We start from the raw sequence: 15927 nt of genomic DNA, 5'->3' as shown, positions 1-15927 counted from the left end.
AGAATCTATGGAAAAAAGAACAAAGATATTAGCAACTTTAGGACCAGCAAGTCATAGTATAGAGATAATAGAAGGATTAATAAAAGCTGGGGCAAACATGTTTAGATTAAACTTTTCACACGGAAGTCATGAATATCATTTAGAGACATTGCAAAATATACGAACAGCTATGAAGAATGTTGGAAAAACAGTAGGGATATTGCAAGATATTTCAGGACCAAAAGTAAGAATTGGAGATTTAAAAGAGCCATTTGAACTATTTAGAGATGATGTAATAACTTTTTTAAAAGATGAAATAGTAGGATATAAAAGAGCAGATAAAGATTATGTAGTATCTATAAATTATCCAGATATCTTAGATAAAGTAAAAATTGATGAATATATTTATTTATATGATGGAACAATAAGAGCAAGAGTAATAGAAACAGGACTTGAAGTAAAAGCAAAAATAGAAAATCATGGAATACTGTCTTCAAGAAAAGGTGTAAACTTTCCTAATACTGTAATTGATATCGATGTAATAACAAAAAAAGATGAAAAAGATATCGCTTGGGGTGTAGAAAATGAAGTAGATTACTTTGCAATCTCTTTTGTTCAAAACGCAAAAGATATGAGAAAAGCTAGAAATCTTCTAAATGGTTATAAAGGTAAATTAATAGCTAAAATAGAGAAATTTGATGCTGTTGAAAATATAGATGAAATAATTGATGCAAGTGATGGATTAATGGTAGCACGTGGTGACTTAGGAATAGAAGTTCCTTACTATGATGTTCCAACTATTCAAAAAATGCTTATTAAAAAAGCAAACCTAAAAGGAATGCCAGTAATTACAGCAACTCAAATGCTTTTGTCAATGACTCAAAATGAAAGAGCAACTCGTGCTGAAATCTCAGATGTAGCAAATGCAGTTCTAGATGGAACAGATGTTGTAATGCTTTCAGAAGAAAGCGCAGTTGGTGAAGACCCAATAAATGTAGTTGATACAATGCATAATATTATTGCAAAAACAGAAGATATTTATAATTATGATAAACAATATAAGTTTCCATACCTAGATGAATTTGATGTTATTCAATCAACTGTTACAAAATTGGCAGATGATTTAAAAGCGAATGGTATCCTAGCTCTTACAAGCTCAGGAAAATCAGCATTAAAAATGTCAAGATATAGACCAAAAACGCCAATATTTACCTTTACTCATAAGAAAAAAGTGTTAAACTCACTAACAGCCGTTTGGGGAGTAGAACCAATAGGAACAATAAAAGAGGCACAAGCATCAAAGATGTTTCAAAAGATGCTAAAAGCATTGGATGAAAAAGGATTGTTAAATAGAAATGGATTGTATGTAGCAACAGTGGGATATCCAGTAGGGATGCCAGGAAGTACAAATACAATCAAAATATTAACTCCATCTGAAATAGAGTATTATTTGAATTTTCCTGACTTTCTCATATGGACACACACTTTTTAACTATTTTTAATTGCATTATAAACTTGTTGTTGAATTTCATCAAATTTCAAGTAGACTAATTTTCCATTTGTTCTAAGTGCAAACATATGTTTAATTATATCTCTTAAAAGTTTTTGTGAGAATTTAAATTTAATATTATTTTCTTTAAGTTTTGAATCAAACTCTTTATAAATTGAGTATGATACAAATGAAATAAGAATATGAGCCTTTATTCTGGTTTCTAGCCTATGGTATATGGGTCTGATTTTAAGATCAGTTTTTGATATTCTAAATGCTTGTTCTACTGCATATTGATTATTATAGTGTTCTATAATTTCACTTGGTGTTAGTGTAAAATCATTTGTAATAAAACCTTTTATACCATCTAATTTTGAATCATTATCAACTTTTTGATTATTGATATTAAAAGTGATATCACATTTATGATCATCGATGTTAAGATATTTAGCATAGTATGATAGTTTTAAATCTTTTTTTGTGATAGATTTTGAGAATTCAATTTTTTTCTTTAATCTTTCAAGTGCTTTATCTCTATTATGTTTATCTTTCTTAGCTCTTGCCGTTGAATATGAAAGAACTAACCTTTGATTGATATTTATGGATTGTTTATTGTCATTCTCATCAGTATATGGTATATCTTTATTAAATTTAAGTGTATGAGTTACTCCATCATTTAAAAATATCAAGTTTGATATTTGCTCTTTTAAATCATTTGATATATTTTTTATTTTGGCTGCAAGGATATATTTATATCCATTATTTTCAAGATATACTAGATTATTATTGTTTAGCATTCCTCTATCAGCTACAACTACAGGTTTATTTTTTAATTGAAATTTATTTTGAAACTTTTTAAGTACATCAACTAAAGTATGTCCCTCATATTTATTACCCTCATAAACCTCAAAGCTTAATGGATATCCTTGTAGTGTTGTAAACAATCCCAGTTGTATCTGAGGACGTGCTAATTTACCCTCTTTACTAAATCCAATACGTCTAAGATCGTCTTCACTCTCAGATTCAAAGTACAGGGTTGTAACATCATAAAATGTAAATGCAATAGTTTGGTTCATTTTTGCATAAGTATGATCAAATACACATTTTTCAATTTGTAGTTTTAAATTCTCTTCATAAAGTGTATCTAAAAATCTATAGATAGCATTTTTATCTACACTCTCTTTTTTAAAATATTCAAGATAATCAATCAAATATAATTTACTACCAGGATACAGTAATCTTGATACAACAAGATTTTTAAACATCTGAAGTCTTTTACAATCCAAATCTACACTAGAACATCCCAATCGTTCAAATAATTTTCCATAGATTAATTCATCACCTATTGGTATTAAATCATTATTTCCAAGTTCTATGAATATTAACTCTTCATTTTTATTTTCATCAAATAAAGTAGGATACATTTGTTGACGCAGTTCTTCTAAACGTTTATTTGCAACATCTAAATAAATTTGTAAATCTAAATCATTTTTTACACAAGCAATAGTTTCTATAACCTTATATTTCCTATGAACTCTATCGATAATCTGAATACTGATTGTTCCACTACTATTTTTCTTCTGTCTAATATGTAAACTCATACTAAAATTGTAGCAGGTTTTAGACTATAGGACACACACTTTTATGAATTTTATAGTCTATAAAGCCCTTTAATAAGGGATATCACTTTTAGAAAAATTGATTTTTGATAAAAATGAGAAAGTCAGGAGTTGGTGAAGACCCAATAAATGTAGTTGATACAATGCATAATATTATTGCAAAAACAGAAGATATTTATAATTATGATAAACAATATAAGTTTCCATACCTAGATGAATTTGATGTTATTCAATCAACTGTTACAAAATTGGCAGATGATTTAAAAGCGAATGGTATCCTAGCTCTTACAAGCTCAGGAAAATCAGCATTAAAAATGTCAAGATATAGACCAAAAACGCCAATATTTACCTTTACTCATAAGAAAAAAGTGTTAAACTCACTAACAGCCGTTTGGGGAGTAGAACCAATAGGAACAATAAAAGAGGCACAAGCATCAAAGATGTTTCAAAAGATGCTAAAAGCATTGGATGAAAAAGGATTGTTAAATAGAAATGGATTGTATGTAGCAACAGTGGGATATCCAGTAGGGATGCCAGGAAGTACAAATACAATCAAAATATTAACTCCATCTGAAATAGAGTATTATTTGAATTTTAAAGAGGAAGAGATTTAAAGAGCATGTAATAAACTGTGTAAATTCACAGTTAACTAATAAACACTTTGTATATTTTCTCATTATTTTGTTGAAAAATATACAAAGTAGAGCTTACTTTAGGTGATTTGACACAGAATATTTAACGGTCTTTTTAATTTTATAAATTCGACATTTTATCATTAGATAAAATAATCTTATGTTTATACATATCTGCTTTAATTACTAGATTTGAATATTCAATTGGATAGTTATTTTTGTCAAAAGAAAGTCTTTTTAATGATAATAAAGGAGAACCTTCTTTAATATTTAGTTTTTCAGCTTCACTAGCATCCGCTGCTTTTGCTTCTACAATTTCTTCAGCATTATAAAATTCAATATTATACTCTTCTTTTAAGAAAGCATACAAAGATTCTAAATTTAGTTTTTTATCAATATCAGGAACAGTATTAACGTCAAAATAGTTAATCATTAATGTAAATGGAACTTCATCTAATAACCTTGTTCTTCTAATACAAAGTAATTTATCACAATTTAACATATCTTTTACAAAATGCTCTTCTTCTTTTTCTATTATTTCAAATGAGATTGACTTTGTAGTTAACAAATGTTTTTGTTTGGATAGTCTTTGCGTTAAAGAACCTATTGAGTTTGCATCATAAAGAATTTTTTGTTCTTGAACAAAGGTTCCTTTACCTTGCTTTTTAACAACAATGTTATCTTTTTCTAATTCTTCAATGGCTTTTCGTACAGTTATTCTGCTAACTTCATATTTTTTCTCTAACTTACCTTCTGCTGGAATAATATCATTAACTTTATAATTTAATTTAATATCTTCTAATAACTTTTCTTTTAGTTGAATATATAGAGGTATACCATTTTTGGCGAACAAAAGTCAGATCCTTTAATTTAGATAGTATTGTATTTTTGTTCTAAAAACATATCTACAATACATATTACATTATTCAGTTTTAAACCGCACTTAAGATATTAAAGAAATAAAAAAAATAAATACTATAATAAGTTGTTTTTTATCTTTAGATTTTAGAGATTATAAAAAATCTCTAAAATAACATAGTTGTATAAAAGTTATTTTTTTGTTACTGTACGTTCAACAGCGTCAATCCAACCATTGTAAAGTTTAGTTCGAGTTTCATTATTCATTTTACAATCAAATCTTTTTTCTAAAATCCAATTTTTTGAAAATTCTTCTTTTGAAGGATAAGTAATTAATCAAAATTAATGTCTTGTTTTATAAGCTAGTTTTAGCTATAATACTATATGAGATATATAAGTAATTTAAATAATAAAACAGTAAAAGAATTAGAAAAAATAGTAAAAAATGGTAATTCATTGCAATTAAGACAAAGAGCTAAATCTATACTTTTAAGTAATGAAGGTATAACAGTAAAAGAGATATGCAAAATATTCAATAAGTCAACAAGAACAGTTTATAGATGGTTTGATAGATTCAAAGAAGAACAAATAGAAAATTTATCTGATGAAATTGGTCGTGGTAGAAAACCAGCACTAAATGAAAATGATATTGATAAAGTAAAAAAACTTATTGAAACAAATAGTATCAAAGAGACTTGTATAGCTCTTAATAAAGAGTCAAAAAGAGTTAAAAAAGTATCACCTCAAATCTTAAAAAGATATTTAAAAAAATATACAATATAGTTTTAAAAGAGCTAGAAACACTATATTTAAAGAGAAGAAGTGGATGAATTATTCTTCCAAAAAAGCTCAAATACTTAATGTTTTAAGCTGGTCTGCTAAAGATTGGATTGATACATATTATTTTGATGAGAGTGGTTTTTCACTTGATTCAAATATCCCTTATTATTGGTCACCAATAGGTAAGCCAGTAGAAATTCCATCAAATAGATTTGCAAAAAGAATAAATGTTTTAGGGTTTTTAAATACAAAGAATAATCATCTCTTTTCGAAAACTACAATAACAAAAGTAGATACACAAGTTGTTATAGATTTCTTTAATGATTTTGTAAATCAGATTACAAAAACTACTGTTGTCATACTTGATAATGCATCTATTCACACAAGTAAGCTTTTTAAAGCAGAGATAGAAAAGTGGGAGAAGCTTGGACTACAATTATTATTTTTACCACCATATTCACCTGAACTAAATAAAATAGAAATATTGTGGAAACATATGAAATATCACTATCATAAACTAGAAGCTTATTTATCATTTGATAATTTACATAAACATGTTAAAAATTTATTAGCTGGCTTTGGAACTAATTATGACATTAATTTTAAGTAGGTACTTAAAAGCCTGCTTTCATACCAGCAAGCCACGCAACTCCAAGTGCTGTAGTTTCTAGAATTTCAGGTCTATCTATTGTTGCACCTAAAATATCTGATAAAAATTGCATTGTATAATCAGAAGAGGACATTCCTCCATCAACACGTAAAATAGTTTTAGTATTTGATTCTTCATTAAAATTGCATAAGTCATCATTCATAGCTTCTAATAAATCTCTTGTTTGATAAGCAACGCTTTCTAGGGCAGCTTTAGAAAATTCATTAGGTCCCGTAGCACGAGTTAAGCCATAAATAGCTCCTCTACATATAGTATCCCAATAGGGTGCTCCTAATCCAGTAAAGGCAGGTACCATATATAATTGTTGATTTGTGTCTGCATTTTTTGCCAATTCTTGAGCTTCTTTAGCATTTTTAATAATTTTTAATCCATCTCTTAACCATTGAATAACTGCACCTGCAATAAATATTGAACCTTCAAGAGCATAAGTTGTCTTCCCCTCAAGTCTATAAGCTATGGTTGTTAAAAGTTTATTTTTCGAAATAACCATTTTATCGCCTATATTTAAAAGGGCGAAACAGCCTGTTCCATAAGTTGATTTAACCATTCCTTTTTCAAAACATGCTTGTCCTATAGCTGCTGATTGTTGATCCCCTGCTACACCATTAATTGGTATTTCCTTTCCAAAGAATTTCTTATTTATTAAAGCAAAATTATCAGCACAATCTTTTACTTCAGGAAGTATATTCATAGGAATATCTAATAATTTACAAATCTCTTCATCCCATTTGTTTGTTTTAATATTAAAAAGCATAGTTCTTGCTGCATTTGTAGCATCTGTTACGTGATTTTTTTTCTCACTTAATTTCCATATTAAAAAAGAATCAACAGTACCAAATAATAAGTCTCCATTAATAGCTTTTTGTTTAGCTCCATCTACATTTTCAAGAATCCATTTTAATTTCATTCCAGAAAAATAAGGATCAAGTAATAGACCTGTTTTTTCTACAATTGTTTTTTCATAGCCTTTTTCTTTAAGCTCATTACACTCTTTTGCTGTTCTTCTATCTTGCCAAACTATGGCATTATAAATAGCTTCACCTGTGTGCTTATCCCATACAATTGTTGTTTCTCTTTGATTAGTAATTCCTATAGATACAATATCTTCAATTTTTGCATTTGCTTTTTTTAATACATTTTTACAACTATTTAAAACAGTTTCAAAAAGGTCATTTGGATTATGTTCAACCCATCCTGAGTTTGGAAAGTATTGAGGAAACTCTTCTTGAGAAGTAGCTTCAATTTTCATTTGCTTGCTAAATAATATAGCTCGACTTGATGTTGTGCCTTGATCTATTGCTAAAATGTATTTCATTATTGCCTACTTAAGTATATTCATTTGTTAGATTTTGTTTAGTATAGCAAAAGTTGAGAAGTTATCTCAACTTTTACTAATTATATAAATATTATTTTGTCCAAGACTTGATTAATTCATCATATGAAATAGTCACTGGAGTTGGTTTTTCATTTACTAATTTAGCTTTTGGAGAACCTTCTTTATTTAACCAATATGACGCATCACTTTTTTTATTAAGTTTTGGTCCAATATCACCTTGTACTCCAGCTCTTTCAATTCTTTGAAGAACTTTTTCTTGTGCTTCACAAAGTGAGTCAAGTGCTTCTTGTGCTGTTTTTGCTCCAGAAGATGCATCACCAATATTTTGCCACCATAATTGTGCTAATTTTGGATAATCAGGTACATTTGTTCCAGTTGGAGACCATTGTGTTCTAGCTGGTGATCTATAGAACTCTATAAGTCCACCAAGTTTAGGTGCTCTTTGTGTAAATGACTCATGGTTAATAGATGATTCTCTAATAAATGTTAAACCAACATGTGATTTCTTTAAATCAACCGTTTTAGATGTAACAAACTGTGCATATAGCCAAGCTGCTTGAGAATTTTTTAATGGAGTTGATTTCATTAAAGTCCAAGAACCAGCATCTTGATAACCAATTTTTGTTCCTTCTTTCCAATAAGCTCCATGTGGTGATGGAGCCATTCTCCATTTTGGAGTCCCATCTTCATTTACTACTGCAATATTTTCTTTTACCATATCTGCTGTAAATGCAGTGTACCAGAATATTTGTTGTGCAATTTCACCTTGAGCTGGAACTGGTCCTGCTTCTGAGAATACCATACCACTAGCACTTGGTGGTGCATATTTTTTTAACCATTCGTTGTATTTTTCAATTGCATAAACAGCTGCTGGAGAGTTTGTAGCTCCACCTCTTTCTACACAAGATCCAACAGGTTGAGATTTTTCATTTACTCTAATTCCCCATTCATCAACAGGAAGACCATTTGGCTCACCTACGTCACCCATTCCTGCCATTGACATCCATGCATCTGTAAATCTCCAACCTAAAGATGGATCTTTTTTACCATAATCCATATGTCCATAAACTTTTTTACCATCAATTACTCGACCAGTAAAGAATTCAGCGATATCTTCATATGCTGACCAGTTAACAGGAACACCTAACTCATAACCATATTTAGCTTTAAAATCAGCCATATTTTTTGGATCCGCAAACCAGTCTGCTCTAAACCAATAAAGGTTAGCAAATTGTTGATCTGGTAATTGATATAATTTCCCATCAGGACCTGTTGTAAAAGATGTTCCAATAAAATCTTTTAAATCTAATCCAGGATTTGTAACATCTTTACCTTCTCCTGCCATCCAATCAGTTAAATCTCTAGCTTGTTTATATCTCCAATGTGTACCAATTAAATCAGAATCATTGATGTATGCATCATATATATTTTGACCTGTTTGCATTTGTGTTTGTAACTTTTCAACTACATCACCTTCTCCAATGATGTCGTGAATTACTCTAATCCCTGTTAAATCAAAGAATGCTTCTGTTAATGTTTTACTTTCATAAACGTGTGTTCCAATACCTTCAGATACAACTTTAATTGTCATTCCTTTATAAGGCATAGCAGCTTTTTCAAACCAATCTAATTCAGCTTTTTGTTCAGCTTTTGTAAGAACTGAAGGTTGGAATTCATCCATCCATTTAGTCATATCTGCTGCATTTAAAGTAGATGCACCTAAACCTATAATAGTTGCAAAAACTGATGTTGTAATTCTTTTTCTAATTTCCATTTTCTCTCCTTAGTTAATATGTTACATTACGTCTTTATACCCAACGGAAAACCGCAAAAGCATAAAGAACACAAACAATCATTCCTCCAAAAATTGGAGCACCAAATATTGCTAACCATGCAAGGCAAATAAAAGCCGAACCTAATAGACTAAGAAAAAGTCGGTCACCAGGTGTGGTTTCAATTCTTAAAATACCTACTCTTGGTGCTTGAGGCCATTTAATAGCCCAAATAGTCATGATTAGTAAAGCGACAAAAATACAAATGAAAAATATTGCGGTTCCACTTGTCCAAGCCATCCATGATAAATTCATACTAAACCTCCTTAAACTCGTCCAAGAGATAGACCCTTGGCAATATGATTACGAACAAAATATATAACGATTGCACCAGGAACAAGTGTTAAAACACCTGCTGCTGCTAAAACGCCCCAATCTACTCCTGATGCTGAAACTGTTTTTGTCATAGTTGCTGCAATTGATTTTGCATTAACTGATGTTAATGTTCTACTAAGTAAAAGTTCTACCCATGAAAACATAAAACAAAAGAAGGCTGCAACACCAATACCTGAAGCAATTAATGGAGTGAATATCTTTGTAAAGAAACCAAAAAAACTAAATCCATCAATATAAGCAGTCTCATCTATTTCTTTTGGTACACCGCGCATAAAGCCTTCCAAAATCCAAACTGATAATGGTACATTAAATAATGTATGAGCTAGAGCCACCGCTATATGTGTATCAAATAAACCAATACTTGAATAAAGTTGAAAAAATGGCAGCGCGAAAACCGCAGGTGGTGCCATTCTGTTGGTTAATAGCCAAAAGAATAAATGTTTATCTCCCATAAATGAATATCTTGAAAAAGCATAAGCTGCAGGAAGTGCAACTAAAAGTGAAATCACTGTATTCATAGTAACATAAGTCATTGAGTTTAAATATCCCCAATACCAAGAAGGATCTGTAAAAATTACAATGTAATTATCAAATGTAAAATTAACAGGAAATAAAGAAAAAGTTCCTAATATCTCTTCATTCGTTTTAAAACTCATATTAACTAACCAATAAACTGGTAACATTAAAAATATTATATAAATAAACATAATCATTGGCGATTTATTACTAAAAAAACCTTTTTTTTCTCTTGAACTATTCATTGTTAGGCCTCCTTTTTATCTATATTAGTCATAATTGTAAAGAATGCCCAAGAACATAGCAAAATAACTAAGAAATAAATTAGCGAAAATGCTGCTGCTGGACCTAAATCAAATTGACCAATCGCCATTTTTACTAAGTCAATAGATAAAAATGTTGTTGCATTTCCTGGTCCTCCACCTGTTACAACCATAGGTTCTGTGTAAATCATAAAACTATCCATAAATCTTAACAATGAAGCAATTAATAATACTCCCATCATTTTAGGAAGTTGGATATATCTAAAAATATTCCAATTAGATGCTTGATCAATTTTTGCTGCTTGATAATAAGCAGAAGGAATTGATTGTAATCCTGCATAACAAAGTAAAACAACTAGTGAAGTCCAATGCCATACATCCATAATAATAATTGTAATCCATGCATCTAATACATTTTGTGTATAGTTATAGTCAATACCCAAAGATGATAAACTATGCCCAAGAAGTCCAATATCAGTTCTTCCAAAAATTTGCCAAATAGTACCAACAACATTCCATGGAACTAAAAGTGGTAAAGCAACTAAAATTAAACAAGCAGATGCCCAAAAACCTTTTTTAGGCATATGAAGCGCTATGAAGATTCCTAATGGTATTTCTATTAATAAAATTATTCCTGTAAAAAGAATTTGACGCCCCAGTGCATCATGTATTCTTTCTGAATGAAGTATTTCTTTAAACCATTCTAGACCAACTGCAAAAAATTCATTATTACCAAATGTATCTTGTACCGAATAATTTACAACAGTCATTAAAGGAATTACAGCAGAAAAACCTACTAATAATAATACTGGTAATACTAAAAACCAGGCTTTTTGGTTTACAATTTTTTTCATGATAAATCTCCTTCTACTAGCCAACCATCGACATAAATATTTATACCTTCTTCTTTAAATCTAATATTATTCATTGTTGACGTAATTTTTATATCTTCTGGAACTATAATATTTACTTTTCTATTGTTATAATTTGCTCTTACAATTTTATGATGAGCAACATCTTCGATTCTATTAATCTCAATTTTGATACCTTCACCTTCTTCACACAATTCAATAAATTCAGGTCTAATACCTAATTCAACTTTTCCAGTTAAATTTTTATATTTAGCATTAAGTTTAATTTTATTACCTTGTAAGTCTGCGATATTCTCTTCGATTTTTGCTTCAAAAACATTCATTCCTGGTGAACCAATAAAATATCCTACAAAAGTATGTGCAGGTTTTTTAAATAATTCTTCTGGTGTTCCAATTTGTAAAACAGAACCATTATTCATAACAACAACTTTATCTGCAAATGTTAATGCTTCTGTTTGATCATGAGTAACGAAAATCATAGTATGTTTTAATTCTTTATGTAATGCCTTTAGTTGAGTTCTTAATTCCCATTTCATATGAGGATCAATTACAGTCAAAGGTTCATCAAATAAAATTGCATTAACATCTTCTCTAACCATTCCTCTACCTAAAGAAATTTTTTGTTTAGCATCAGCTGTTAATCCTTGAGCTTTTGTATCTAGTAAATCTTCAACTTTAATTGCTCTGGCAATTGAACCAACTCTTTGTTGAATATACTGTTCATTTGCACCTCTATTTCTTAATGGAAATTCTAGGTTTTGTCTTACTGTCATTGTGTCATAAACTACAGGAAACTGAAAAACTTGTGCTATATTCCTACTTGCAGTATCTGCAAATGTTACATCTTTCCCATCAAATAAAATACTTCCTTCTGAAGGTGTTAATATCCCTGAGATAATATTTAATAAAGTTGATTTTCCACATCCAGATGGTCCTAAAAGAGCATATGCTGCACCATCATCCCATTCATGATTTAAAGGTCTTAGTACGTAATCATCAATTGATTTTGGATTCTTTTTATAACTATGTGCTAAATTTGAAAGAGTTATTTTTGCCATTTTATTTTCTCCTTCTATCTTTCTTGTACATAAGATGCTGTATGAATTAAATCACCATCTGTTGCAAATATAAAAATATGACGTGTATCTAAATATACTGATAATTTTGAGTTATATTCTAAGTCATGAACACCATGAACTAATCCAATCCAATTATCATCATCGTGGTGCATATGTAAAAAAGTTTCAGAACCTGTAATCTCTGTAACATCTAAATGTGCAGAAAATTTTATTGAATTGTCACTATGTTTAGTAAGTTCTAAATGATTTGGTCTAAATCCAGCTAAATAGTTTCCATCTTCTAATTTTTCTAATACATCTGTTGCCTCTACTTTTTCATTTTTACCATAATAAATGAAAGCACCTTCTTTTTTTATATCAAGGAAGTTCATTGCAGGATTTGAAAAAACTTTAGCAGTAATTGCATTATTAGGATTATGATAAACTTTTGCAGTTTCATCAAATTGAGTTATATTCCCTTCCCATAAAGTTGCTACATTTCCACCTAATAATAAGGCTTCTTCTGGTTCAGTAGTTGCGTAAACAAATATTGCACCTGATTCTTCAAACATTTTAGGAATCTCTTCTCTTAACTCTTCTCTTAATTTATAATCTAAATTTGCAAGAGGTTCATCTAATAATACTAGACCTGAACCTTTCACTAATGAACGTGCAAGTGCACATCTTTGTTGTTGTCCACCAGAAAGTTCAAGGGGCTTTCTATCTAATATATTATCTAGTCTCATTAATTTAGCAGTTTTTCTAACTTCTTGATCAATGAATGCTTCATCTTTTTTCATGATTCGTAAAGGAGTAGCTATATTATCATAGACACTCATAGAAGGATAATTAATAAATTGTTGATAAACCATTGCTATTTTTCTGTCTTGTACTCTCATTCCTGTAACATCTTTTCCTTCCCAAAAAATATGACCAGATGTAGGTACATCTAATCCAGCCATAATTCTCATTAATGTAGTTTTCCCTGATAAAGTACGACCAAGAAGTACATTCATGGTTCCTTTTTTTAGTGTTAAGTTTGTGTTGTAAATATATGTTTGTCCATCTACTTTCATAGATACGTTTCTTAGTTCTAAGGACATTATGTTTACTCCTTTTAAATTTATAAATTAAGTATAAGCTGAAAATGTGAATATTATATGAAAAATTAAATTAGATTTTTTCTTTACATCATAACATTATAATCTTATTTTTAATAGTGACGTATAGACTTTTAAAATATGCTTAAAATATTATTGAGTTTCAACAAATTCTAGTATAATTTTGAATTTTTCAAACGTAACATTAAAATAGCATCCCTATTTTATGGGATTTATAAGATATAAACTTAAGACTGTATTAAAAAAATGAATTAATATAATAAAAAAGAGAATAAAATATTATCTACTGAAAGTGCTTCTAGATTAAGATGGTTTTTATAAATCTCTTATTATAATTAGTGATATAACATTATAACCTTATAATAAAAAAGAGAATAAAATATTATCTACTGAAAGTGCTTCTAGATTAAGATGGTTTTTATAAATCTCTTATTATAATTAGTGATATAACATTATAACCTTATAATGAAAAGGATAAGCAATTATGCAAGATACACAATTTGACATTATTATAATAGGTGGAGGAGCAACAGGAAGTGGTATAGCACTTGATGCTTCATCAAGAGGATATAAAACTTTACTTTTAGAAAAAAATGATTTTTCAGAAGGAACTAGTTCACGAAGTACGAAATTGGTTCATGGGGGAGTTAGATATTTAGAAGCAGCAGTTAAAAAGTTAGATATAGATCAATTTAACCTTGTTAAAGAAGGATTAAAAGAAAGATCACGACTATTGAAAAATGCAAATCATTTATGTTCTAAATTAACTTTAGTAACACCTTTATATAAATGGTGGGAAGTACCTTATATGTTTGCAGGATTAAGTTTATATGATTTAATTTCTGGTAAAAGAGGACTAGGAAGAAGTTCTATTGTATGTAAAAACAAAATGATTGAAAAGTTTCCTAATATAAAAAAAGAAGGCTTAGTTGCGGGAGTTAAATATTATGATGGAAGCTTTAATGATTCAAAATTAAATATTGCTTTACTACAAACTGCAAAGAAATTTAATGCGATTTGTAAAAATTATAATGAAGTAAAAGCTTTTACATATATAAATGGAAAAGTCTCAGGGGTAGAAGTAGAAGATAAAATTTTAGGTGAAAATATTACATATAAATCATCGATTATAATAAATGCAACAGGAGCATTTTCTGATAATGTTAGAATAATTGATGATAAAGAAGCTAAAAAAATGCTTGATTTAAGTTCAGGTATTCATATTGTATTAGATAAAAAATATTTACCTTCAAATGAAGGATTGATGATTCCAAAAACTCAAGATGGTAGAGTTCTTTTTATTTTGCCTTGGATGGGAAAATGCTTAGTTGGTACAACTGATGAAAAAACAACATTAACTGAACGGCCAGTAGTTACAAAGAAAGATACAGATTATATTTTAAAACATTTAGAAATCTATTTTGATTTAAAAATTGATGAAAGCGAAATTTTATCATCATGGTGTGGAATTAGACCATTGGTTGCTGCTCCTAAAAGTGCATCAACAAAAAGTATTGTTAGAGATCATGTTATTATGAGTTCTGATTCAGGACTTGTTAGTATTATTGGTGGGAAATGGACTACTTATCGAAAAATGGCAGAAGAAGTAGTAGATTATGTTATTCCTAAATTCAATTTAACTAAATATAAATGTAAAACAAAAGAATTAAAACTTATTGGAAGTGAAAATCTAAAAAAAGATTTAACTATTGATTTTGTACCGAATGATATTAGTGAGTATTTAATTAGTATGTATGGTGATAGAGCAATGATTGTTGCTCAAAGTGCAATAAATGTAGAAAAACTTCATGAAAATTATGCAATAACAAATGCAGAACTTATATATTGTATAAGAAATGAATTTGTACAAAAACCATTAGATTTTTTAGTTAGGAGAACTTCTTTGTCATTAATTGATAAAAAGGCTTCAAAAGAAATTCTTGATAAAGTAATAACTATTATGCAAGAAGAGTTACTTTGGGATGAAGAAAAGTCACAAAAAGAAAAAGAGGAAGCTTTAAGTATTTTAAATAATTCTATATAAACAATTAGATTTGTATGTTACCTCACAAGGTCTATAAATGTTATAAAAAAGGGAAAATATAATATCTAGTAATAAGAGTTTTAATAAGTATTTTATAGTTTATAATCAGATAGGGTATAATATAAACAATTTTAAGAAAATATATTATAAAAAGATAGGTTTAAATGATAGGCATAGATATAACATCAGTAGATAGAATTAAAAGAATGTATGAAAAATTTGGAATAAGGGCTTATGAGAAGTTTTTAAATCCAAAAGAAATAGAGCTTGTTAAAAAGCCAGAAACTGCTGCTGGATTTTGGGCAGCTAAAGAAGCTGCTTCAAAAGCTATTGGTACGGGAATAGGAGCAGCTTGCGGTTTCCATGATATTAAAATATCAAAAAGTGAGCTGGGAGCTCCTTTGATAAAATATAAAAAAAGAGTTCGAAAAGCTTTTAAAATAAAAGAATCACATTTATCAATAACTCATGATGCAGGATTTGTAATAGCTGTTGTTGTGAATAGTTTAAAAAAATAAGACG

15 protein-coding genes are annotated in these 15927 nt (G+C 29.0%); 6 read left to right on the top strand and 9 right to left on the bottom strand.

The annotated features are described in order from the left end of the window. Positions 1-7 precede the first annotated feature (7 nt). The gene (pyk, locus tag AACT_RS01435) at positions 8-1471 is read left to right on the top strand and encodes a pyruvate kinase (protein ID WP_172124299.1); all 1464 of its coding nucleotides are present in this window, start codon (positions 8-10) and stop codon (positions 1469-1471) included. Here the strand turns inward: pyk and AACT_RS01430 are convergent. Then, entirely contained in the window at positions 1468-3069 is a 1602-nt protein-coding gene (locus tag AACT_RS01430; RefSeq protein ID WP_172124149.1) for an IS1634 family transposase, read from the bottom strand. The genes pyk and AACT_RS01430 overlap by 4 nt on opposite strands. A gap of 113 nt (positions 3070-3182) precedes the next feature. Here AACT_RS01430 and AACT_RS01425 point away from each other — a divergent pair, with 113 nt between their 5' ends. Next, positions 3183-3701 (top strand): pyruvate kinase alpha/beta domain-containing protein, encoded by a 519-nt coding sequence (locus tag AACT_RS01425; protein WP_228720511.1) that lies wholly within the window; start codon positions 3183-3185, stop codon positions 3699-3701. A 139-nt stretch (positions 3702-3840) separates the two neighbouring features. On the opposite strand, the gene AACT_RS01420 is transcribed toward AACT_RS01425, so the two are convergent. Continuing rightward, positions 3841-4572, bottom strand: coding sequence for a GntR family transcriptional regulator (locus AACT_RS01420; protein WP_172124297.1), 732 nt, complete (start codon positions 4570-4572; stop codon positions 3841-3843). Between the two features lie 389 nt (positions 4573-4961). On the opposite strand from AACT_RS01420, the gene AACT_RS01415 reads away from it, so the two are divergent. Further along, positions 4962-5360, top strand: coding sequence for a helix-turn-helix domain-containing protein (locus AACT_RS01415; RefSeq protein WP_172124295.1), 399 nt, complete (start codon positions 4962-4964; stop codon positions 5358-5360). 43 nt (positions 5361-5403) lie between these two features. Then, positions 5404-5967 carry an IS630 family transposase gene (locus tag AACT_RS01410; protein WP_172124293.1) on the top strand — a complete coding sequence of 188 codons (564 nt, stop codon included), beginning with the start codon at positions 5404-5406 and terminating at the stop codon, positions 5965-5967. A 4-nt stretch (positions 5968-5971) separates the two neighbouring features. Here the strand turns inward: AACT_RS01410 and glpK are convergent, their stop codons facing one another. The 7 genes from glpK to AACT_RS01375 all read right to left on the bottom strand — a co-directional run bounded on the left by glpK (position 5972) and on the right by AACT_RS01375 (position 13343). Continuing rightward, positions 5972-7342: a glycerol kinase GlpK gene (glpK, locus tag AACT_RS01405; protein WP_172124291.1), complete on the bottom strand. Its 1371-nt coding sequence runs from the start codon at positions 7340-7342 to the stop codon at positions 5972-5974. Positions 7343-7433: 91 nt separating this feature from the next. Beyond that, positions 7434-9137, bottom strand: a complete 1704-nt coding sequence (locus AACT_RS01400) for an ABC transporter substrate-binding protein (RefSeq protein WP_172124289.1) — start codon at positions 9135-9137, stop codon at positions 7434-7436. A 34-nt stretch (positions 9138-9171) separates the two neighbouring features. Continuing rightward, positions 9172-9450, bottom strand: coding sequence for a DUF2160 domain-containing protein (locus AACT_RS01395; RefSeq protein WP_172124287.1), 279 nt, complete (start codon positions 9448-9450; stop codon positions 9172-9174). A gap of 11 nt (positions 9451-9461) precedes the next feature. Beyond that, positions 9462-10292 carry a carbohydrate ABC transporter permease gene (locus AACT_RS01390; protein ID WP_216658210.1) on the bottom strand — a complete coding sequence of 277 codons (831 nt, stop codon included), beginning with the start codon at positions 10290-10292 and terminating at the stop codon, positions 9462-9464. Positions 10293-10294: 2 nt separating this feature from the next. Beyond that, on the bottom strand, positions 10295-11164 hold the full coding sequence (locus tag AACT_RS01385) for a carbohydrate ABC transporter permease (protein WP_172124285.1): 870 nt from the start codon (positions 11162-11164) through the stop codon (positions 10295-10297). Further along, positions 11161-12240: an ABC transporter ATP-binding protein gene (locus tag AACT_RS01380; RefSeq protein ID WP_172124283.1), complete on the bottom strand. Its 1080-nt coding sequence runs from the start codon at positions 12238-12240 to the stop codon at positions 11161-11163. Before AACT_RS01380 ends, AACT_RS01385 begins: the two co-directional genes overlap by 4 nt. 14 nt (positions 12241-12254) lie before the next feature. Then, positions 12255-13343 (bottom strand): ABC transporter ATP-binding protein, encoded by a 1089-nt coding sequence (locus AACT_RS01375; protein WP_172124281.1) that lies wholly within the window; start codon positions 13341-13343, stop codon positions 12255-12257. A 502-nt stretch (positions 13344-13845) separates the two neighbouring features. On the opposite strand from AACT_RS01375, the gene AACT_RS01370 reads away from it, so the two are divergent. Both AACT_RS01370 and acpS read left to right on the top strand, forming a co-directional pair. Beyond that, a complete protein-coding gene (locus AACT_RS01370) occupies positions 13846-15405 on the top strand; it encodes a glycerol-3-phosphate dehydrogenase/oxidase (RefSeq protein WP_172124279.1) in 1560 nt (519 codons plus the stop codon). 164 nt (positions 15406-15569) lie between these two features. Beyond that, positions 15570-15923 (top strand): holo-ACP synthase, encoded by a 354-nt coding sequence (acpS, locus tag AACT_RS01365; protein ID WP_172124277.1) that lies wholly within the window; start codon positions 15570-15572, stop codon positions 15921-15923. Positions 15924-15927 lie beyond the last annotated feature (4 nt).

Source organism: Arcobacter acticola (assembly GCF_013177675.1).
GTDB classification, from domain to species: domain Bacteria; phylum Campylobacterota; class Campylobacteria; order Campylobacterales; family Arcobacteraceae; genus Aliarcobacter; species Aliarcobacter acticola.
This window is presented reverse-complemented; position numbering and strand designations above follow the sequence as displayed.